Below are 21,549 nucleotides of genomic sequence, written 5' to 3' on the forward strand. Positions count from 1 at the left end.
TGCGGGGTGACAGGGGAGGAAACACAGATCGCCGGGGGTGTGCGGGACGGACCGCACACCCCCGGCGCACGCCGCCCGGCCCCCACGGCAGGGGGGCCGGGCGGCCGTTCTCGTACCGGCGGGATCAGGCGCCGGGCGTACCCGCCAGCGGCATCGCGGCGGCCACGAGCTTGCCCGCGGCGGCGGCCTTGTCCAGCGCGTCGCGCAGCAGGTCCTCACGGGGCTGCTGGCCGATCGAGCCGACCGGGGCGGCGTAGATGAGCACGCGCTGGGTCTTGTTGACGGCGGCCCGCCAGCCGTCGGTGACCGACAGCGCCTGGTGCGCCTGCCACCAGGCGACCTGGCCGGCGCCGTCGTTGCCCGGCTGCAGGACGGCGTGCAGCTGGCCCGCGGCGAGCAGGACCGACCAGCCGCCGAGGAGGGTGGGGACCTCGGAGGTGTCGGTGACCGGGATGAACCCCTGCTCGATCAGGAGCGGCAGGAAGTCGTCGCCGGGGCCGTCGCTGCCGGGGCGGGCGATCGGCGCGGTCGGCTCGACGACCAGGGCGGGGTGCAGCTCCCCGGCGATGAGGATCAGGCCACTGGTGATGCCGAGGACGGCCTGGCCGCCGGGCACGTTCTGCGGGGCGGCGCCGGGGCCGCCGGCGGAGGCCGGGCTGTCGCCGGTGATGCTGCGGACGGCGCCCTGGAGCTGCTCCTCGGAGACCGAGACCACCTGCGAGGGGATGCAGGTGGCGTGGGCGAAGGCGAGGACGGCGGTCTCCTCGCCGACGAACAGCACCGTGCTGGTGCGGTCGTTCTCGGGGTCGCCGGGGGTGCGGCAGGAGGTGCAGTCGTAACTGCGCGGCGCGTCTTCGCCGACGAGCAGCCTGTCGGCTTCTTCGTCACCGATCTCGGCACGTACCTCATCACTGACGTCGAGCATGCGCGGCACGGGGTGGCTCCTCGGCATAGGTGCGGGTCCGGGAGGCTCCCGGCTCGCCGGGCTCAACGGCCGAGCGGCGGCCGGGGTCACGCCATTTGAGGGAACGGATTCGAACCTGGCCCCCGGAAGGGTGAACCGTCCGACCTTTGCTTCGCTTTCATTTCAACTGTTCTTTGGTTGTGCTCAGTTGGTGCCCAGGTGTGGCCGTTTGGGGCGGTGGTGGCGGTCGGCCGACCGGGTGGGGTGCGGTGACCTGCCGCGCGGCGGGCCGAAGGGGGCCGCGGGCGGCTGCATAGCGTGACCCGATGCCCCCTCACCGGACCTGTCGGACCGCCGCCGGCGGCGCCGTCGCGCTCGCCGCCGTGCTGGCGCTCGTACTGCCCCGCGCGGCCGCGGCCGCGGCTCCGCCGCCACCGGCGCCCGGGCCGGCCGGGGCGGCGCACCCCGGCTCGCCCGGCGTGATCGGGGACGGGCCGGGGGACTGCGGACCGGGCGGGGAGTGGCCCTGGGACTGCGTGGCCGACTGCGAGAGCGGCGGGCGTTGGGCGGTGAACACCGGCAACGGCTTCTACGGCGGGCTGCAGTTCCGGCAGCCGACGTGGGAGGCGTACGGCGGGCTGGCGTTCGCGCAACGGGCCGATCTGGCCAGCCGCGTGCAGCAGATCCGGGTCGCGGAGGAGGTCCTCGGCTCGCAGGGCTGGAACGCGTGGCCGGTGTGCTCCAAGCGGTACGGGCTGGCCGGGCGGATGCACGCGGTGCGCGAGGGCGACACGCTGGTGTCGATCGCCCGCAAGCACCGGGTCCGGGGCGGGTGGCGGGCCGTGTACGAGGCGAACCGGGAGCGGATCGGGCCGGAGCCGCAGGCCCTCGTGGCGGGCATGCTGCTGGTCGTCCCCGCGGCCGAGCCCGCCGCCCCGCCACCGGTCCCGCCCGTGCCGGTACCGGCGCCCGTGCCCGTGCCCGAGCCCGTGTCGGGGCCGGTCACCGCTCCGGGGCCGGTCACCGCTCCGGCCGCCCCGCCACCGGCCCGGCGCCCCTGACCGGGGCGTCCGGGCCGCCCGCGCGTTGCGCGATGCCCTGAGGGCGCTGACCCTGGAAACGACGAGCCGAACGGCTCGGACACCGGTGGTGAGCCAGATGGTCCTGAGCAGACGCCCCCGCGCCCACCCGCGCGCACCCGCACCCGCACGTGCCGCGGCGTGCACGGCGGCCGCGGTCCTGCTGGCCCTACCGGCGGCCGTGGGATGGTCCTCGCCCGCAGGGGCGGCGGGGGTCCCGGGCCCACCGTTCGCCGCGGTCCTGCTCCTGCCGGCCGTTGACGGGCCCGCGGACCCCGAGGCGGCCAAGGCGCAGATCGAGAAGAACTGGACCGCGTTCTTCGACCCGAAGACCCCGACCGACGAGAAGGCCGAGCTGCTACAGCACGGCGACCTGCTCAAGGTGCTGCTGGACGGCTTCTCGGCCGGTGCCGAAGCGGCCAAGACCTCCGTCAAGGTCACCGACGTCACCTTCACCTCGCCCACCGGGGCCGAGGTGACCTACGACCTGAAGGTCGGCGACGAGACGGTCCTGCCCGACAGCAAGGGGACCGTGGTGTTCGAGGACGGGGTCTGGAAGGTCTCCCTGAAGACCCTCTGCGCGCTCGTCGAGCTCAGCGGCGCCGAGGCGCCGCCGCTGCTCTGCTGAGGTCCGGCCCGGTCGCGGAGCGCTGGCAGACTCTGGGGATGCTCGATACCTCCGCACGACTGCTGCGCCTGCTGTCCCTGCTGCAGGCCCACCGCGAATGGACCGGGGCCGATCTCGCGGACCGCCTCGGGGTCACCGCGCGGACGGTCCGGCGCGACGTGGACCGGTTGCGGGAGCTCGGGTATCCGGTGAACGCCACTCCCGGGACCGGCGGCGGCTACCAGTTGGGCGCGGGGGCCGAGCTGCCGCCGCTGCTGTTGGACGACGAGGAGGCCGTGGCCGTCGCCGTGGGCCTGCGGACCGCCGCCGGGAACGGGGTCGAGGGCATCGGGGAGGCCTCCGTACGCGCCCTCGCGAAGCTGGAGCAGGTGCTGCCGTCTCGGCTGCGCCGCAGGGTGTCCGCGCTCAACGAGTTCACCGTGCCCATGATGCGCGGCGCCCAGCGGTCCACCGTGGACCCCTCGGTGCTGACCGAGCTGGCCTCGGTCTGCCGGGACGGCGAGCGGCTGCGCTTCGGGTACCGCGACCACGAGGGGAACGTCAGCCGCCGCACCGTCGAACCGCACCGGCTGGTGTGCACCGAGCGGCGCTGGTACCTGGTCGCCTGGGACCTGGACCGGGAGGCGTGGCGGACCTTCCGCGCGGACCGGATCGAGCCCAGGCCTCCGCACGGACCGCGGTTCACCCCGCGGCCGGCACCCGCCGAGGACCTCGCCGCGTACGTCTCCGAGGGCGTGTCGCAGCGGGTGTACGCGGCCCGCGCGGTGGTGCGGCTGAAGGTTTCGGCGCAGGACGCGGCACGGATCGTCGGGCCGAGCGACGGGGTCCTGGAACCGGTCGACGGGCAGAGCTGTCTGCTGCGCACCGGGGCGGTGAACCTGGACGTTCTGGTGATTCACGTGATGCTGCTCGGTTGTGAGTTCGAAGTGGTCGAGCCGCCGGAGCTGACGGATCGGATCAGGGCCGCGCGGGATCTCTTGGGTAGGGCCGTGGAGGCCGGAGAAGTGAAGGGAATGTAGGGGAGCTGAGGGGGATTCAACTGGTCTGGTCCAAGCGGATCATGGCAATCCCGGACAGGAATTCGGCCGTGTTCCGCGCAAATTCCAAACCGTCTGAACCCCGGGCGTGTCGCGGACCGGTAAACAATTTGCGGCTGTTGATATTCTGTGACACAAGCGTGACCCGGGACGGACGAACGTCCGGGCGTGGCGCTGACGAACGGCGAAGGCGGGCCGGGTCCGAGGACCCGGCCCGCCTTCGTGCGTCGCGGGGAGAGGTGGTGCGTACCGCCCCCGCGGCGGGACGGTCAGCCGCCCGCGACCGGACGGGCCGCGGCCCCCCGGGCTGCGGCCCGTTCGGTGTGCGCCGGGCGGCGGCTGCCGTTCGGCGTGACCGGGGTCCGCTCGGAGCGGATCACGTGCGGGCGGCCGGCCGGGTGCACGGCGGGCCGGGCGGTGGGGGAGTGCGCCGTGGCGGTGGTCGCCGCGGCCGCGGTGGTCGTGACGGGCTGCGGAACCGGCTCCTCGGCGGTGGCGGCCTCGGCGGGGCTCCGCAACTGCCACTTGCCGCCCGCCGAGAGCAGCGGGGTGAGCACGGAGACGACCGGCGCGGGCATCCGTCCGGTCTCGGCGCGGCGGCGCAGCAGCTCGCGCACGTCGAAGACGTAGGCCTCGGTCCGGGCGATGAGCGGCTCGAACCAGGGGAGGGCCAGCAGGATCAGCAGGCCCGCGGACCATCCGAGCAGGACGTCGCTGACCCAGTGAGTGCCGAGGTACACGGTGGTGGCGCCGACGCTCAGCGAGACGACCGCGGACACCACGGACAACACCCGACGGGTGACCCCGGTGGAGGCCAGGTACGCCAGGATCCCCCAGGTCACCACGGCGTTGGCGGTGTGACCGGAAGGGAATATATCGCCCCCGGCGAAGAGTTCGGCGGATCCGATCTCCGTGGCGTAGTGCGGACCGAGCCGGCCGAGGCCGAGCTTGACGGACCCGACGGTGATGTTGAGCAGCAGCAGTGCCACGCCGAGGGTGATCAGCGGGCGGAGGGTGTGCTGCCGCCAGGAGCGCCAGCCGAGCCAGGCGGCGACCATGACCGCGGTGGGTCCGCGCTGGCCCAGGACGACCAGGTAGTCGAGGAAGGCGTGCAGCTGCGGCCACTGCTCGTAGGGCCGGAAGAACATGATCTGCCAGTCCAGGCGGACCAGCCAGGAAGTGGTCAGTACCGCGACCACGATTGCGAGATAGAAGGCGAGGGTCGATCCCAGGAGTACGACGCGGTGCCGGCTCATCTGCGGGGTTTGCAGATGAGCCGGTCGCTCTGGTTCCCGGTCCAGCCGGGCGAACACCCGCTCCAGACGGGTCAGGATTTGGTCGGTACGCACTCAATCGACGTTACCGCCCGCCGCTGGTCGGCCCGGGCGAATCGCGGGGTTTGTGATGACCATGTGATGTGGAGTTGGTCTCACGCGAGACTTAATTCCCGCTATTTCGACAGCGGTTGGCCGCCTCTTGATCCACTACCTCGGTGAATTGTTACGGTCACTTATCCGGACTTTATTGCCGTGTGGGCCATTTCTTTTGCTGAAAGATGGACCGGAATGACCCATTCCGTGATGTGGGGGTCCTATGGAGGACCCGAGCCGTTCAGCCAGAACGCCCCGTAGACCGCCGAGGCCAGCGCCAGCGCGCCCACCGCCGCGGCCGCCCGCCCGGTCCGCCACCGCGCCAGCGCCACCGCCGGCGGCAGCATCAACGGGAAGGCCGGCAGCAACAGCCGCGGCTTGGAGCCGAAGTACCCGGACGCGCACAGCGCCAGCGCCACGACGATCCCGCAGTACACGAGCAGCGGCACCGGCTGCCGCTGCCGGACGCACTTCCCGTACAGCCAGAGCACCAGCACGACCCCCGCGATCAGACCCACCCCGGCGAGGAACGCGGACGAGGCCAGCTTCGCCCCGATGAACCTCGCGAACGCCCAGCCGCCGTCGAAGCCGTTGCCCCAGCCGCCCTGCACGTCCAGGTAGCCCAGCAGGCCGCCCCCGGTGCGGGCGCCGACCCACAGCACGTACGCCGCCGCGCCCGCCGGAGCCAGCACCGCCCCCGCGACCGTCCGCCAGGACCGCTCCCCGCGCCGCCAGGCCATCGCGGCGGCCACCCACACCGCCGCGACCACCGCCGCCCCGACCGGGCGGGTCAGTCCGGCGCCGGCCGCGAGCAGCCCCGCCGTCAGCCACCGTCCGCGCAGGGCCCCGTAGAGCGCCCAGGCGGCCAGGGCCGTGAACAGCGACTCGCTGTACGCCATGGACTGCACGATCCCGACCGGCAGCGCCGCCCAGACCGCGACCGCGAACACCCCGGCCCGGCGGCCGTGGACCAGATCGGCCACCGCGAAGATCCCCCAGGCCGCGGCGAGCCCCGCGACCACCGACACCACCAGACCCGAAGAGCCGTACGAGAGCCCGGTCGCGGCGGACACCAGCCGTTCCAGCCACGGCAGCAGCGGGAAGAACGCCAGGTTCGAGTGGACGTCCCCGTTCGGGAGGAGCACCTCGTACCCGTACCCCTCCGCGGCGATGCGGGCGTACCAGAGCGAGTCCCAGCGGGCCGACAGCAGCGTGTGCGGGCTGCTGCCGACCGCCGCGCCCCACACCGCGAGCACGGTCAGCCCCAGCAGCCGCACCGCCGCGAAGGCGGCCAGCGCGGGCGCGGCCCGGCGAAATCCAAGATCTTCCACAGGCATGATTATCGGTGGCGGCGGCCGTACGCCCCTCGAGGGCCGGAGCCGGGGCGGGAAGCACGGTGGCGGAGAAACCACGGGCCGTGAGCGCGCGTGTACACGGGGGAAGGATGACGGCGAGGGGAGTGGCATACGCCACACGGGGGCCGTCGCCGGGATGAGAGCTTGACCACGTGTGGGCCAGACGAACTCGCGTACGCTGACCGTTCACTCGCGTGTCGATGCCGGACCCCGTTGGACGCCGCACAGCGCACCACCCCCCGTGGCTCCACAAGACGCTGGTCCGCCGAGCCCGAGGGATCACCTGGGAGGTACATGCATGTCGGGGACGAACGCGGCCGGGGTCCGGACCCCTTCCCCCTGGCAGCGGCTGAGCGCCGCTTCCGGTGGGACCAACCGCTGGGTCGTCCTGGCGGTGCTCTGCGTCAGCCTGGTCCTCGTCGCGCTCGACGCGACGATCCTGCACGTCGCCGTCCCCTCCGTCACCGAGGACCTGCGCCCCGGCTCGATCGAGCTCCTGTGGATCGTCGACGCGTACCCCCTGGTCTGCGCCTCGCTGCTGATCCTCTTCGGCACCCTCGGTGACCGGGTGGGCCGCCGCCGCATCCTGCTCCTCGGCTACGGACTCTTCGGCGTGGCCTCCGCGATAGCGGCCCTCGCCGACAACGCCCAGGTCCTCATCGCCGCGCGCGCCCTGCTCGGCATCGGCGGCGCGATGATCATGCCCGCCACCCTGTCGATCCTGCGGCAGGTCTTCCCCGACCGGCGCGAGCGGGCGCTCGCCATCGGCATCTGGACCGCCGTCGCCGCCATCGGCGCGGCCAGCGGCCCGGTGCTCGGCGGCTTCCTCGTCCAGCACTTCTGGTGGGGCTCGGTCTTCCTCATCAACATCCCGCTGATGGCACTGATCCTGCCGCTCGGCCGCTGGCTGCTGCCGGAGTCCCGCGGCTCCGCCGACGGGCCGTGGGACGTGCTCGGCGCACTGATGGCCGCCGCAGGTGTACTGGGCACGGTGCTCGGGATCAAGCGGCTGGGCGCCGAACGACGGCTCCTCGACGCCGAGGCGCTGCTCCCGCTGCTGATCGGCGTGGTGCTGCTCGTCTTCTTCGTGCGGCGGCAGAAGCGGCGCGAGCACCCGCTGATCGACATGCGGATGTTCTCGCGCGCCGCCTTCTCCACATCGGTCGCCTGCATCGTCCTCGCCATGCTGGCCCTGGTCGGCCTCGAGCTGATCGCCGTCCAGTACCTCCAGCTGGTGCTGCACCTCAGCCCGCTGGAGACCGGCCTACGACTGCTGCCGCTGACCTTCGCCGCCATGGCCGCGGGAGCCACCGGCTCGTACACCCTGGGCCGGGTCGGGCCCCGCTTGATGGTGTCGCTGGGCTTCGTCCTGACCGCCTGTGCCGTGCTGCTGCTGACCTTCATGGGCCAGCAGGACCGGCCGCTGCTGTTGAACATCGGCTTCATCCTGCTCGGCTTCGGGCTGCAGACCACGCTGTTCGCCGCGTACGAGTCGATGCTGAGCGAGGCCCCGGCGGCCACCGCGGGCGGCGCGGCCTCGATCGGCGAGACCTCGTACCAGCTGGGCGCGGGCATGGGCATCGCGCTGCTGGGCAGCGTGATGAACGCGGCGTACCGGCCGGGGCTCATGGACGTGCCGGGGGTGTCGGCGGCGGATTCGGCGGGCGCGGCGAACTCTCTGGGCGAGGCCTACCAGATCGCCGCGCACCTCGGGGGGCCGGCGGGGGCGTCGCTGCACGCGGCGGCGCGGCAGGCGTTCGTGCACGGACTGCACGTGACGTTGCTGGTGAGCGCGGTGCTGCTGTTCGCGGGTGCGGTGATGGCGTTGAAGCTGCCGCGGGCGATGGAGTGCGGGGCGGCGGAGGAAGGGGCGGCGGAGGTGCGGTTGCCCGCGCAGGCGAAGGGGGACGTGCGGCCGACCCCGGTCGAGCAGGCGGGCTGACGCCGTCCGGTGCCGCTGTCCGGTGCCGCCGGGTGCGGCGCCGTTGCCGGGGGCGCTGCCCCCGGACCCCCGCGCCTCAAACGCCGGCGGGGCTGAACAGAGCGCCTCAAGCGCCGGCGGGGCTGAACAGAGCGCGTCCCGGCGGGGCTGCAATGGTGGGGGCTGGATTTGCCCGGCGCGGGCGAATAGCTTCGGGCGAGCGCAAAACTTGCGCTGCTAGGTTCTGTCTCAGGCCGCCGGGAGGCCCAGTGTCCGCGTTCCTGCCCCATGATCCGCTCGGGCTCGACGAGCTCCTCGGACCCGAGGACCTCGCCGTCCGGGACACCGTCCGCGCCTGGGCCGCCGACCGGGTGCTGCCGAACATCGCGCAGTGGTACGAGAGCGGCGAGCTGCCCGGGATCCGCGAGCTGGCCCGGGAGCTCGGTGGCATCGGAGCGCTCGGGATGTCCCTCCAGGGCTACGGGTGTGCCGGTGCCAGCGCCGTGCAGTACGGGCTCGCCTGCCTGGAGCTGGAGGCCGCCGACTCCGGGATCCGCTCGCTCGTGTCGGTGCAGGGGTCGCTCGCCATGTACGCGATCTGGAAGTACGGCTCCGAGGAGCAGAAGCAGCGCTGGCTGCCCGGAATGGCCGCGGGCGAGCTGATCGGCTGCTTCGGGTTGACCGAGCCCGACGTGGGGTCAGACCCGGCGGCGATGCGGACCTACGCCAAGCGCGACGGCACCGACTGGGTGCTGAACGGCCGCAAGATGTGGATCACCAACGGTTCCGTCGCGGCGGTCGCCGTGGTGTGGGCGCAGACCGACGAGGGGATCCGCGGTTTCGCGGTGCCCACCGACACGCCCGGGTTCTCCGCGCCGGAGATCAAGCACAAGTGGTCGCTGCGGGCCAGCGTCACGAGCGAGCTGGTGATGGACGACGTACGGCTGCCCGCCGACGCGGTGCTGCCGCTGGTCACCGGGCTCAAGGGGCCGCTCGGCTGCCTCAGCCACGCGCGCTACGGGATCATCTGGGGATCCATGGGCGCGGCGCGGGCCAGTTTCGAGTCCGCGCTCGACTACGCGAGGACGCGCGAGCAGTTCGGCAAGCCGATCGGTGGTTTCCAGCTCACCCAGGCCAAGCTGGCGGACATGGCCCTGGAGCTCCACAAGGGCATCCTGCTCGCCCACCACCTGGGCCGGCGCATGGACGCGGGCACCCTGCGGCCGGAGCAGATCAGCTTCGGCAAGCTCAACAACGTCCGCGAGGCCATCGAGATCTGCCGCACCGCGCGGACCATCCTCGGCGCCAACGGGATCTCCCTCGAGTACCCCGTCATGCGGCACGCCACCAACCTCGAATCGGTGCTCACCTACGAGGGCACCGTCGAGATGCACCAGCTGGTGCTGGGCAAGGCGCTCACCGGTCTGGACGCCTTCCGGTGAGGATCCCCCAGCCACCTCCCCCAGACTCCGTCCGGGAGGGACCCCCAGAGGTGCCCCCAGGCTCAGCTCTGGTTGAAGAAGTCGCGTGAGCGGCCGCCCGCTTCGCCGCTGACGATCTGGGTGTCGGCCGGGGTCAGGAGGAAGACCCTGGTCGCCACCCGCTCGATCGAACCGCGCAGCCCGAAGGTCAGTCCGGCCGCGAAGTCGACGACGCGCTTCGCGTCACCCGGGTCCATCGACGACAGGTTGACGATCACCGGGACCCCGTCGCGGAACAGCTCGCCGATGCCCCGCGCGTCACGGAAACCGTCCGGGGTGACCGTCGCGATGCGACGGCCGTGCTCCACGGCCGACTCGGAGGCCACCCGGACCCGGGGGTCGGTGACCCACTGCTCGCCGGGGCCGGCCACCGAACCCTGGGCGGCCTCCGCGTAGTCGTCGTCGTAGTAGCGATCGTCGTCGCTGTCCTCCACGAGACCCAGCCAGGCACTCGCCTTGCGCACCGAACCCATGGACTGCCTCCTTTCACCGCGGTCAGTCTGTCTTCTCTCCGCTGCCCCTATGCTCGTCCATGATGCTGACAACGCGCCAAGTGGATAGTCGCCGCGCACGGGTTTCGTGACGGTACTGGTGCAGAACATCCGTTGCACGGTCAAGGATCCTGGTCGCTACCACTGCTGACTGAGTGAAAATACGACCGCCGGGGCCTTACGGGTGAGCGACGCGGACGTACGGGTGAAACGCGCGGGTCGATACGATGCCCGGCAAGCGCGCGTACGACACACGGGGGAAGCAGCTTGTTCGGCATCGTGAGACCTTGCACGCACCGACTGGGAGAGCGGTTCAAGGCGGAGTGGATGGCCCATCTGTGCGGGCTCTGCCTGGCACTTCGGGGAGATCACGGACAGTTCGCCCGGATCGTTACGAACTATGACGGGCTGCTCGTCTCCGTTCTGACGGAGGCTCAGTCGGGCACCGCGCCCGGGGCCCGGCGCACCGCGGGGCCCTGCCCGCTGCGCGGGATGCGCACCGCCTCGGTGGCCCAGGGCGAGGGGGCGCGGCTCGCCGCCGCCGTCTCGCTCGTGCTCGCCTCCGCCAAGATGCGCGACCACGTGGCCGACCGGGACGGGCTGTTGGCCCGCGCTCCCATAGCCGCCGCCGCGCGCAAGGTGGCCCGCGGCTGGGACCGGGCCGGAGCCCGCACCGGGGCCTCGCTCGGCTTCGACACCGCCGTGCTCGTCGACGCCGTGGACCGGCAGGCGGGCATCGAGACGCTCGCCGGCCTCGGCACCCCCGTGCTCGTGGTGACCGAGCCGACGGAGACCGCGACGGCCGCCGCCTTCGCACATACCGCGCAGCTGGCCGGACGGCCAGGCAACGCCGCCGCGCTGGCCGAGGCCGGCCGGTACTTCGGCCGCCTCGCGCACCTGCTGGACGCGGTGGAGGACCAGGGCGCCGACGCCGTCGCGGGCGCCTGGAACCCGCTCACCGCCACCGGGACCTCCCTCACCGAGGCCCGCAGGCTCTGCGACGACGCCCTCCACGGCATCAAGCTCGCGCTGAGCGAGGTCGAGTTCACGGACGCGGGGCTCGCCCACCGGCTGCTCGTGCACGAGCTGCGCACCTCGGTGGACCGGGCCTTCGGCACCGGAAGCTGCGGCCACACGGCGACGGCCTCCGCCGGCCAGGGCGGCAACCCGTACGCGGGCCAGCCGTACGGTGGCCAGGGCGGGAACCAGTACGGCCAGAACCCGTACGGCCAGAACCAGTACGGCGGGGCTCCGTACGGCGGTGGAGCGGGCGGCCCCGGGATGCCGCCCACGGGCCCGGGCGGATTCGGTGGCGCGCCGCCCCCGCAGCGGCCGCGCCGCGGACTGCTCGCCGGCTGCGCGGTCGCCATCGGGCTGTTCTGCACCTGCCGGATGTGCTGCACCGAATACGAGGGGCCGTGGTCCCGGAAGAAGCGGGACCCGTGGTGCGACGCCTGTGACTGTTGCGACTGCTGCAACGGCACCCGTGGTTCCGGCGGCAGCGGCGGGAGCGGCGGTGGTGGTGGCGACGGATGCTGCAGCTGTGACTGCTGCGGCTGCGACTGCTGAGGCCCTTTCAGATTTCACAGGTCCGGACGGCGTACGCGGGGATTCCCGTCCGGACCGGTGTGGAAGGGTTGAGCGGGATGAGCGACGACGCAGACGACCCGCACGCCGCGTGGCGGGAATGGCACGAGCGCAGGGCGGCGGCCGTGTCCGCGCCCTACGGCCCCCTTGCGCTGACCGGAACCTTCTGGCTCGCCGATTACCCGGAAGGTCGAATTCCGGCCGTTCCGGGGCACTGGCGCCGGACGGAGGGCGGCGCGGCGCTGACCGCCACCGCCGGGGACTCCGTGCGCCTCGACGGCGAGCCCTTCACGGGTGACGTGGTCCTGACCGCCGACGAGGCCCCGCCCGCGCACTCCCGGCTCTCCTCCGGGGAGCTGCGGATCGTGGTGATCCGGCGCGAGGGGGAGTGGGGCGTCCGCGTCTACGACCCAGACTCCGAGGCCCGCCGGGCCCACGTCGGTGTCGAGGCCACCCCCTACGACCCCGCCTTCGTACTGCCGGGGCGATTTCGGCCGTACGCCGAGGACCGGAGCGTCCAGGTGGAAAACGCCGACGGGCGGGCGCGCGGCCTCGACCTCGGCGGAGAGCTGGTCTTCTCCTTCGGGGGAGCCGAGCACGCCCTCCAGGTCGCCGTCGACGCCGACGACGGCAGCCTCTGGGCCGTCTTCGGCGATGCCACCGGCGGGCGCTCCAGCCACCGCTTCCGCTTCCTGAAGCCCGGCATACCCGACGCGCGAGGCGCGATCACGGTGGACTTCAACCGTTCCCTGCTGCCTCCCTGCGCCTTCGCGGACCACTTCATCTGCCCTTTTCCGCCGCCCGGGAACACGCTGCCCTTCCAGGTGGCGGCGGGCGAGCGGAGGCTGAAAGCCGCTCTTGCTAGCGGTATCTGACGACAGGACACTCCCGACAGCGCTTGTCAGGGGCACGGCCAAAGTTCGTGCGCCCGCCGTGCCCCCGGCTGCGCCTCACGGGCTCTGGCACCCCCACAACCGCCGGGCCCCCGACCCTCTCCAGGAGGACGAGAAGTGAGGATCAAGCGCATGACCCGTACCAGGCTGCTCGCGGTGGCCACCGGCCTGGCCGCCGCCGCAGCGCTCGCCGTCCCCACGGCTGCGAGCGCGGACCCGCGGGACGGCGGATTCAGCGCCGACCAGCTCGCCTCGGCCGGCGCATCCGTCCTGCGCGCCGACGTGGCGGGCACCGCCTGGCACACCGACCCCGCCACCGGAACCCTCGTGGTCTCCGCCGACTCCACCGTCTCCGACGCCGGTATCGCGAGAATCAAGCGCGAGGCCGGAGCCGACGTCGGAGCGCTGCGCATCGAACGCATCCCCGGAAAGCTCACCAAGCTGGTCTCCGGCGGCGACGCCATCTACGCGACGAGCTGGCGCTGTTCGCTGGGCTTCAACGTGCGCAGCGGCAGCAACTACTACGCCCTGACCGCCGGGCACTGCACCGACGGTGCGGGCACCTGGTGGAGCAATTCCGCCCGCACCACCGTCGTGGGCTCCACGGTCGGCTCCAGCTTCCCGACCAATGACTACGGCCTCATCAAGTACGCCAGCAACACGCCCGTGCCCCCCGGCACCGTCGGCAGCCAGGACATCACCAGCGCCGTGAACGCCACCGTCAACATGTCGGTGACCAGGCGCGGGTCCACCACCGGTATCCACAGCGGTCGGGTCACCGGGCTCAACGCCACCGTCAACTACGGCGGCGGCGACATCGTCTACGGCATGATCCGCACCAACGTGTGCGCCGAACCCGGCGACAGCGGCGGCCCGCTCTACTCGGGCACCCGCGCCGTCGGCCTCACCTCCGGCGGCAGCGGCAACTGTTCCTCGGGCGGGACGACCTTCTTCCAGCCCGTGGTCGAAGCCCTCAGCGCCTACGGGGTCAGCGTCTACTGACGATGACTCACGCGCCCCCGTCGCACCCCTGGACGTCCTCCCGCCTTCTGGGAGGATGTTCGGGGCGGCCGTGTCCACGGGGGAGGCTGGTTTCTGCATGAAACGCATCGGCGTGACCGGGCACCGAGCCATTCCCGACTCGGTGCTCGGCCATGTGGAGGACGGTCTACGGGCCGTCCTGGGCGGCCACGAAGGACCGTTGGAGGCCTTCTCCAGCCTCGCCGAGGGAGCCGACCAGCTGTTCGCCGCCATCGCCCTCGAGAACGGCGCCGACCTCACCGTGGTGATCCCCAGCGGGGACTACGAGGACGCCTTCGAGGGCGCCGAGGCCCTCGCCCGCTACCGGTGCCTGAAGGACCGGGCCACCCAGGAGGTCCGGATGGACTTCGCCCGCTCCACGGACGAGGCCTACTACGCCGCCGGCACCTACATAGCCGACTCCTGCGACCGGATCGTCGCCGTCTGGGACGGGCAGCCCGCCCGCGGGCACGGCGGCACCGCCGAGATCGTCGCTTACGCTCGGGCGCTCGGCAAACCGGTCACCGTCCTGTGGCGCGAGGGCGTGACCCGGGACTAGTCCGGCCACGCCCCCTCCACCCTCAACTGCTGTGCTGGGCCAGCCAGTCCGTGTGCTGTGGAGACACGTACCGCTCCGTCTCGTACACCGACGAGGGCCACTGCGATTCGGTGATGGTCGTCTGCATCACGACCATCATCGCCGCCAGGTCCTGCTCGATCAGCGTGTGCGCCTCGATCAGCGGATGGTGGCGGCGCACCTCGTTCCAGGCGATCCCGGCGGCCGCCGCCGCACTCAGCAGCGCGGTCAGCCTCGGCCCCGGACCCGAACCGAACGACCCCAGCAGCGCGAACAGCAGCGCCAGACAGGTCAGCAGCACGATCGTCCACGACCACAGGTTCGTCGCCCGCCGGGACACCTCCGTGCGCCGCCGGTACCAGTTGCGCTGTTCGATCAGCCGGTCCCGGACGTACGTCTCGCGCCGTGCCTGGTAGTCCATCCCGCGCAGCCGCTGCATCGCGCCGGTGATCTCCCCGCCCTCCGGCACCGTTCCGGCGGCCCGCGGATCCTCCCAGCCCATCTTCCGCAGCTCGGCCAGACCCGCCTCCAACCGGGTGCGGTACGTCGTCTCGGGCGCGGCGACCTCACTGCCGAACGGCGCCCCGTGCACCGCGTACCGCCAGGCCAGGGACTTGATGAACTCCGCCGCACTGCGGTTGAGCTGCCACTGCGGGCGGGCCCGGCGCCGCGTCGCCCGCATGCCCACGCCCAGCACCCCCACGTACGCGAGCACGCTCAGCAGCCCGAAGAGGTACATCGAGCCCAGCTTCGGCCCCGCGGGCAGCGCGGCGGCCGCCGCGGCCGCGACCAGCAGCAGCAACTGGGCGCGGGTGGCCTGGGTCGACTCCCGCTGCCGGGAGATCGCCGCCTGGTCGGTGTGGTGGAAGAGGGCCGGCAGGTCCTCGTTTCGAAAGGTCATGCTGTCGGTCACAGCGCCCCCCTGCTGTCGGGTGGCGGGCGGCGGGGGCCCGCGGTCGCGGAGCCCCCGCCGCCCGCCGTCGGATCAGACGGCGAGAGGCTCCAGGTCGCGGTGGACCCGCCGCTCGTCGCGCGCGTACCGGGTCAGGCTGTGGTCCTCGCCGAGCAACCGGGTCAGTTCGGACACCGCCTCCGCCCGCAACCGGGCCGCCTCTTCCTTGCGGCCCATCGAGTCCAGGCTGACCGCCATGTTGGAGCTGCTCGCCAGGGTCTCCGGATGGTGCGCCCCGAGCGCCTCGCGCAGCCGCATCACCGCGAGCCGCTCCAGCTCCAGAGCGCCTTCCGGATCGCCCAGGTCGGCCCGCGTGTTGGCCAGGTTGAGGTGGGCGAAGACGGTGTGCGGGTGGTTGTCGCCGAGCACGTCCCGCATCCCCCGTATCGTCTGGCGCAGCATCGCCTCCGCCGTCTCCGCGGCGCCCGTGCCCCAGTGGAAGACCGCCAGGTTGTTCACGGCCGCCAAGGTGTACGGGTGCCGCTCGCCCGGCACCTTCATGTACTCGTCCACCACCTCCTGCGCCAGGTCCCGCGCCCCGCCCGGGTCCCCGGTCGCGAACAGGTCCGAGGCCAGGTTGAGCTCGCAGGACAGCAGGTCCGGGTTGACGGAGGTGTACTTGGCCCGGTAGCGGGCCCGGGTGGCCGTGGTGAGCCGCAGGGCGTCCTCCAACTGGCCGGCCCGGCGCAGCGACACCGCCAGGTTCTTCGCCGCCGACAGGGTGCCGGGGAACGCCCGCCCCAGCGTCCGCTTGTAGGTGTCGTACGTCCGGCTCAGCAGCTGCACCGAATCCTCGTACCGGCCCACCTCGCGCAGGTCGCGGGCCAGGTTCTGCGCCGAGGACAGGGTGTACGGGTGCTCCGGCCCCAGCACCTCGGTGCGCAGGTCGTGCACCTCCTGGTCGATCTCACGGGCCCTGGTGTACTGACCCACGAGCCGCAGGTTCAGCGCCAGGTTGTTCGCGGCGGCCAGCGTGCGCGGGTGCGCCTCGTGGAAGATCTGGCTGAAGCCCTCGTGCGCGTCGGTCGCCAGCTCCATCGCCTGTCCGTAATGACCCAGCGCGCCCAGCGTGTTGGCCAGACCGCTCATGGTCATGTACGTGTGCGGGTGCGAGGGGCCGAGCACCGCCTTCTGCCGCTCCAGCGTGACCTCGTCCAGCTCCTTGGCCTCCACGAACCGGCCCTGCGAGCGCAGGATGTTCGACAGGTGGAAGCGCAGGTACAGGTACTGCAGGTCGTCGTTGCCCAGCATCTCCTTCCACGCCTCGCGCAGTTCCTCGCCGAGGGCGTACGCGGCCTTGAAGTCGCCGCGCTTCCACAGGTAGCGCACCCGGTCGATCAGCAGCCTGCGCGTCTCCGGTTCCTTGCAGTACCGGGCCTCCGACGGGGTCAGGTGCGACCAGATGGTGTTGAACCGCGGCCACGTCTCCGGATTGTCGATCGGCTCGTCGTCGTCCGGTCGGGCCCCCGCCAGGATCCGGTGGACCGCGTGCCGCGCCTCGCGCTGCTCCTCCTCGCTCAGCTGGGCCCGGATCACCGCCTGGACCAGCCGGTGCACCTGGATGCTGTTGCTGACCTGGTCGACCTTGGCCAGCGCGAACCGACCGATCTCCCGGATCACCCGGCCCAGCACCAGCTTCTCCTGGAGCGAGGAGTCGTAGGGCTTGAGGGCGTCGATCATCTCCTTGCTGTAGAGCAGGTTCGCGGAGATCGGCTCGGGCGCGAGGAAGGCGCAGAGCTGGAGCAGCCGGACGGCCGCCGGGGACCGGGACTGCAGCCGCTCGATGGAGATGTTCCAGGTGGCGGCCACCGGCTCCGGGTAACCGGGCGGCTGGTTCAGGGCCAGGACGCGGGCGGCCTGCTGGGCCAGCTGCTCGATGTACGCGGACACCGGCGTCGCCGTCTCCGCTATCCACGCGCCCGCCTGCTCGACGGCCAGCGGCAGGTCGCCCACCGCCACCGCCACCTGCTCGGCGTCGTCCTTGCTGAGCCCGGGGGCACGGCGCTGGAGGTGCTCGATGGACTCCTCCCGCAGGAACACGTCCACCGGCAGCGCGTCACCGTACTGCGACCAGGACTGGTTGCGGGAGGTCACCAGGACGTGGCCCGGCCCGCCCGGCGGGAAGAACCGCTTGAGCGTCTCGGGATCGTCCGCGTTGTCGAAGACCAGCAGCCAGCGGGAGGAGGGAACCCCGCGCCGCAGCAGGTCGATCGCCTCCTGCGAGGCGGCCGCCATGTCCTCGCCGGTCTGCGCGCCCAGCCGCACCGCCAGCTCCGCGAGGGCCGCGACCACGTCGTCGGTCTGCTCCGAGGAGATCCACCACACCAGGTCGTAGTCGGCCATGAACCGGTGCACGTACTCCAGTGCCACCTGGGTCTTGCCGACACCGCCGAGCCCGAACAGGGTCTGCGGCTGCGGGAGCACCACGGCCATGCCCCCGCCGAGCTGGTCGCGCATCCGCTCCAGCACGATGCTGCGCCCGGTGAAGCCCGGGTTGCGGGGCGGCGCGTTCCAGATCTTCGGGACGGTCCCCGGGAAGCGGGGACCGGGCTGCGAGGCACTGCCCGCGCTGTCGGGCAGGGCCATGGGCCGCTCCACCGCACGCAGCAGGGCGGCGGTCGCGTGCACCTCGTCGAGCCGGAAGAGGTCCACCGGGTTGCGGTCGATGTACGGCGTGGAGAGCCGTACGTCACCCACCCTCAGCGGCACCAGCTGGCGCCGGCCCCCGGTCGGGTCCTCGGCGGCCGCGCGCTCCCACACGTCCACGGCCCGGGCCGACTTCAGGTAGGCGGTGGAGAGCAGCACCACGGTCCGGGCGGCCGTGTCGATGCTGATGCCCGCGCCCCCGAGGGTGTCCCCGGTGACCGCTCCCGGTGCCCGCTCGGCCGAGACGTCCTTCGGCACGACCCGGAAACCGGCCCGGGTGAGCACCGACTCGATCCAGTCGGCCCACATCCGGTTCTCGGCGACGTAGGACAGGAACAGGTCGGCGGGCAGGGCCGGGCGGCGCCGGGTGAAGGCGTCCCTGATGCGCAGCCGGACCTCCTCGCCGATGACCGGCATGGAGGTGATGTGGCCCTCGGTGACCACGGCGGTGAGCCGTTCGAAGGCGGAGAGCAGGGAGTTGGTGAGCCCGGCCTCGTCACCGAAGGTGGCCAGGGTCTCCTCGTAGGCGTAGTAGGGGCGGTACGGGATCTCCACCGCGCCCCAGTAGGAGGTGAGCTCGTCCCCGACCAGGCCGTTCGGGAAGCGGTCGAACTTGATCCGGGCCAGCGCCCTGCCGGCGTCGGCCTTCTCCTTCTCGCCCTCGTCGATGCGCATCGGGACCGGGTAGATCTTGATGCCGCGGTCGTTGAACCGCTCGTCGATCTGGCGGGCGACGGACGCGGCCCCGTCGATGGACTGGTCGGAGAGGGTGAAGCAGTCGACGAGGACGTCCGGGAGGTGGACGGTGCAGATGTCGGCGATGTCGGACAGGCCGGTGCGGCTGTCGATCAGGACGTAGTCGTAGTTCCGCTTCATGTCGGCGCGCAGGGCGTCGAAGAAGAGCCCGCCGCCGAGCCGGTCGTAGAAGTTGTCCCAGTCGAAGGTGGAGACGGTCGCCGAGTACTCGCGGTTCTGCCGGCCCGCGGAGACGAAGTCCAGGGTGCCCCCGTCCGGGAACTCCCAGCCGTGGGTCTCCGGGGTGAGCGAGACGGCGTGCGGCTGTATCCGCGCGTAGTCCTTGTGCCAGTCGTCGGGCCGCTGCACCGGGCTGGTCGCGGCCCACGCGTACTCGCTGATCAGATCGATGACCCCGGTGGTGGCCCCCAGCGTGGAGGGGTCCAGGAAGGGGTGGAAGAAGCGGTGCAGGCCGGGCGCCTCCAGGTCCCAGTCCACGGCGAGGACCCGCTTGCCGTTGGCCGCCAGGATCCAGGCGGTGTTGGCCAGCGCCATGGTGCGGCCCGTGCCGCCCTTGTACGAATAGAAGGTGACGATGCGTCCATCACGGCTGTCGCTGTCGCCGCTGCTGTCACTGCTCGCTGTCATCCGCGTCCCCCCGGTCGGTGTCGTTGTCGTCGTTGTCGTGGAGGCCGGCCCCCGCCGGCCCGGTCCGGCGCCGGTCGGAGTCGGGCGGGAAGGGGACCCGGGGCGATGGCGGCCCTGGCGGCCCGTTCATCCCCATCGGCCCCAGCAACCGGGGCCGTTCGATGGAGGTGTCGCCCTTCGGCGGATACGGCTGTGCGTGTCTGAGGAACTGCTGGGCCGCCGCCTCGACCACCTGCGGCAGGATCTGGCCGAGGGTCTCCACGTTGGCCACGCCGTTCGCGGCGGCCCGGCAGGCGGCCCGGCCCTGGCTCATCGTCTTGGGCATGGTGGTCTCCAGCCGGTCGGCCAGCTCGTTCTCCTTCGACCGGCTCTGATGGTCGTACCGGTTCCACGGCACGACCACGTTGATCCACGGCCGGGGCTCCCGGTCGAAGGCCGCCAGGCGCCGGCGCCGCTGCTCGTCCTCCACCGCCCACCGGTCGACGATCAGGATCTCCGGCCGGGTCGGCAACTGCTTGCTGTCGAGGTGCCCGGCCTCGTCGTCGAAGGAGGACATGGTGGTCTGGTAGTTGAGGTTCTTGACCAGGTCCTCGGCGACGTAGGCGATCGGTCGCTGGGCGACCGGGTGGTACGGGTTCCACTCCAGGGCGGTGTCCCCGTAGTACTCGGGGGTGCGGCCCTCGGGCAGATCGTGCCGGGAGGAGGCGGCCACGGTCACGTGCAGGGTGCGGGCCGGGCTGCCGCTGGAGCCGAAGGCGCTCGGAACGTTGCGGTAGTCCAGCGGGCGGATGGGGTCCAGGTGGGCGGTCTCGGCGACCTGGACGATGCGCCGGGCGAGCTCGTACACGGCCTGCTCGTACTGGTCGGCGTAACCGCGCAGTTTGATCAGCCCGTACAGGCCGTCGGTGACGTAGCGCTCGCCGAAGGTGTTGTGGTTGAACTGCAACCGCTCCGCCGGGCCCGGGAGTTGCTCCGGCGGCACCGGCACCCATAACGCGGGCACGATGGCCTCGGCCTGCTTGTTGCTCATCGCGCCGTGCTGGACGGCGCGCTGCGCGAAGGCGAACCACTCCTTCCCGCACATCTCGCTGGCGAAGTACCGCGGCGAGAACAGGGGAACGAAGACGCGGCAGTTGGCGAGTGCCCGGGCGAGCCGTTCGGACCAGCCCTCGCCGCTGCGTATCTCCCGGTCCATGAAGCCGACGTCGTACCCGGCGCGCAGGTCCGTCAGCGCCATCACGTGCCCGCAGAGATCACGGAAAAGGCGCTCGACCCACATGTCCGGGTCGGGGCCCCCGGCCCCGAACCTCGGTGTATGTGCGTAACTGAGAAAAAAGTACGGCTCCCCTGATGCGGGCACACGACCCCCGTCCCGAAGATGCGAAGCGAAGAAACATCATTCCGGAGCTGCTTCGCCACATCCCCTCATCGTTCAGTCAATCAGCGTCTGTTTTCGGTCATCCAGTCAAGGGCGTGATCGACGGCCTCCGGGAGGGAGAAGAGCATGGTCGACGCACCTCCCACCCGCCCCCTGCGCACCCGTGAATCCGGGAACGCGTCACCGATCTCCGCGAAATCGCCGTCGTCCAGCGCGACGTCCTCGTATGCGGTCCACTCCCCCTCCTGCCGGTGTCTTTGCGACCCCGGAAGGTTCACCTTCACCACACACTCGTACATGCGCAAGGGGGGCTTCGGAATTCGGTACTCCGCGAGATGGAAAGCGGTACAGACCGAAAACCCCACATTGATCATGAGTACCTGCCCGCCCTCCCAGCACAGCTTTCCCAGGGGTGACTCCTCCCCCAGATGGCATGCGAGGCGATGACCCGAGCACAGCCGCTCCGCGTCCGCCCCGAGGGCCGCGAACGAGGTCTGGGGATGGGCGCTGCGCGCGGCGCCCGGCGCGGTGCGCACGGCCTCGGCCAGGGAACCCATGCCCTGGCTCGGGGTGCTCGCCGGGTCGAAGGGGGACATCCGCTCGCGGAAGTCCCGCACCCCGGCCTCGTCCAGACCGCGGATCCGCTCCAGGTGGGCGGTGGAGGTCTTGGAGTTCTCCGGGGTGAACGCCGGGACCACCAGGGTGCCGCGCGGCCCGAGGACGCCCGTCAAGGCGTCGCGCAGCAGCTCCGCGCGGATCCCGGTCCCACCGAGGGAGGAGTGCACCAGGAGCCGCATGCCGGGGCGGACCCCGGCCAGCCGCACCTGCACGGCGAGCTGGAGCCTGC

Annotated in this window: 17 protein-coding genes; 9 read left to right on the plus strand and 8 right to left on the minus strand. The window is 72.0% G+C overall.

The genetic code is table 11. From position 1 onward, the window contains the following. Positions 1–124: 124 nt before the first annotated feature. Positions 125–934: a hypothetical protein gene (locus tag OG594_RS12575; RefSeq protein WP_266598185.1), complete on the minus strand. Its 810-nt coding sequence runs from the start codon at positions 932–934 to the stop codon at positions 125–127. Positions 935–1,230: 296 nt separating this feature from the next. On the opposite strand from OG594_RS12575, the gene OG594_RS12580 reads away from it, so the two are divergent. The 3 genes from OG594_RS12580 to OG594_RS12590 all read left to right on the plus strand — a co-directional run bounded on the left by OG594_RS12580 (position 1,231) and on the right by OG594_RS12590 (position 3,630). Continuing rightward, positions 1,231–1,965, plus strand: coding sequence for a transglycosylase family protein (locus OG594_RS12580; protein ID WP_323185205.1), 735 nt, complete (start codon positions 1,231–1,233; stop codon positions 1,963–1,965). A gap of 97 nt (positions 1,966–2,062) precedes the next feature. Then, on the plus strand, positions 2,063–2,611 hold the full coding sequence (locus OG594_RS12585; protein ID WP_266598187.1) for a hypothetical protein: 549 nt from the start codon (positions 2,063–2,065) through the stop codon (positions 2,609–2,611). Positions 2,612–2,649: 38 nt separating this feature from the next. After that, positions 2,650–3,630 (plus strand): YafY family protein, encoded by a 981-nt coding sequence (locus OG594_RS12590; protein ID WP_266598189.1) that lies wholly within the window; start codon positions 2,650–2,652, stop codon positions 3,628–3,630. A 287-nt stretch (positions 3,631–3,917) separates the two neighbouring features. Here the strand turns inward: OG594_RS12590 and OG594_RS12595 are convergent, their stop codons facing one another. Further along, the gene (locus tag OG594_RS12595) at positions 3,918–4,997 is read right to left on the minus strand and encodes a phosphatase PAP2 family protein (RefSeq protein ID WP_266598190.1); all 1,080 of its coding nucleotides are present in this window, start codon (positions 4,995–4,997) and stop codon (positions 3,918–3,920) included. A 242-nt stretch (positions 4,998–5,239) separates the two neighbouring features. After that, positions 5,240–6,349 (minus strand): hypothetical protein, encoded by a 1,110-nt coding sequence (locus OG594_RS12600; RefSeq protein ID WP_266598192.1) that lies wholly within the window; start codon positions 6,347–6,349, stop codon positions 5,240–5,242. A gap of 322 nt (positions 6,350–6,671) precedes the next feature. Here OG594_RS12600 and OG594_RS12605 point away from each other — a divergent pair, with 322 nt between their 5' ends. Together OG594_RS12605 and OG594_RS12610 are read left to right on the plus strand one after the other, a co-directional pair. Further along, complete coding sequence (locus OG594_RS12605; RefSeq protein WP_266598194.1) at positions 6,672–8,315, plus strand: MFS transporter; 1,644 nt, start codon at positions 6,672–6,674, stop codon at positions 8,313–8,315. A gap of 248 nt (positions 8,316–8,563) precedes the next feature. Further along, positions 8,564–9,736, plus strand: a complete 1,173-nt coding sequence (locus OG594_RS12610; protein WP_189739730.1) for an acyl-CoA dehydrogenase family protein — start codon at positions 8,564–8,566, stop codon at positions 9,734–9,736. Between the two features lie 62 nt (positions 9,737–9,798). Here OG594_RS12610 and OG594_RS12615 read toward each other — a convergent pair whose 3' ends face one another. Beyond that, a complete protein-coding gene (locus OG594_RS12615) occupies positions 9,799–10,248 on the minus strand; it encodes a cell division protein SepF (protein WP_030012752.1) in 450 nt (149 codons plus the stop codon). A 285-nt stretch (positions 10,249–10,533) separates the two neighbouring features. Between OG594_RS12615 and OG594_RS12620 the strand changes: the two genes are divergently transcribed. The 4 genes from OG594_RS12620 to OG594_RS12635 all read left to right on the plus strand — a co-directional run bounded on the left by OG594_RS12620 (position 10,534) and on the right by OG594_RS12635 (position 14,325). Continuing rightward, on the plus strand, positions 10,534–11,835 hold the full coding sequence (locus OG594_RS12620) for a DUF5685 family protein (RefSeq protein ID WP_266598197.1): 1,302 nt from the start codon (positions 10,534–10,536) through the stop codon (positions 11,833–11,835). A gap of 77 nt (positions 11,836–11,912) precedes the next feature. Further along, positions 11,913–12,728 carry a DUF1684 domain-containing protein gene (locus tag OG594_RS12625; RefSeq protein ID WP_266598199.1) on the plus strand — a complete coding sequence of 272 codons (816 nt, stop codon included), beginning with the start codon at positions 11,913–11,915 and terminating at the stop codon, positions 12,726–12,728. A 150-nt stretch (positions 12,729–12,878) separates the two neighbouring features. Further along, positions 12,879–13,748 carry a S1 family peptidase gene (locus tag OG594_RS12630; RefSeq protein WP_266598201.1) on the plus strand — a complete coding sequence of 290 codons (870 nt, stop codon included), beginning with the start codon at positions 12,879–12,881 and terminating at the stop codon, positions 13,746–13,748. Between the two features lie 97 nt (positions 13,749–13,845). After that, a complete protein-coding gene (locus OG594_RS12635) occupies positions 13,846–14,325 on the plus strand; it encodes a hypothetical protein (RefSeq protein WP_266598203.1) in 480 nt (159 codons plus the stop codon). Positions 14,326–14,347: 22 nt separating this feature from the next. Here OG594_RS12635 and OG594_RS12640 read toward each other — a convergent pair whose 3' ends face one another. The 4 genes from OG594_RS12640 to OG594_RS12655 all read right to left on the minus strand — a co-directional run bounded on the left by OG594_RS12640 (position 14,348) and on the right by OG594_RS12655 (position 21,499). Beyond that, complete coding sequence (locus tag OG594_RS12640) at positions 14,348–15,244, minus strand: DUF4231 domain-containing protein (RefSeq protein WP_266598205.1); 897 nt, start codon at positions 15,242–15,244, stop codon at positions 14,348–14,350. An 84-nt stretch (positions 15,245–15,328) separates the two neighbouring features. Further along, positions 15,329–19,324, minus strand: coding sequence for an FxSxx-COOH system tetratricopeptide repeat protein (gene fxsT / locus OG594_RS12645; RefSeq protein WP_266598207.1), 3,996 nt, complete (start codon positions 19,322–19,324; stop codon positions 15,329–15,331). Then, positions 19,308–20,684: a TIR-like protein FxsC gene (locus OG594_RS12650; RefSeq protein ID WP_266598209.1), complete on the minus strand. Its 1,377-nt coding sequence runs from the start codon at positions 20,682–20,684 to the stop codon at positions 19,308–19,310. The genes fxsT and OG594_RS12650 overlap by 17 nt, the downstream gene beginning before the upstream one ends. Before the next feature lie 80 nt (positions 20,685–20,764). After that, on the minus strand, positions 20,765–21,499 hold the full coding sequence (locus tag OG594_RS12655) for an aminoglycoside N(3)-acetyltransferase (protein ID WP_266602867.1): 735 nt from the start codon (positions 21,497–21,499) through the stop codon (positions 20,765–20,767). Positions 21,500–21,549 lie beyond the last annotated feature (50 nt).

This window comes from Streptomyces sp. NBC_01214, from assembly GCF_026340975.1.
Taxonomy (GTDB): domain Bacteria; phylum Actinomycetota; class Actinomycetes; order Streptomycetales; family Streptomycetaceae; genus Streptomyces.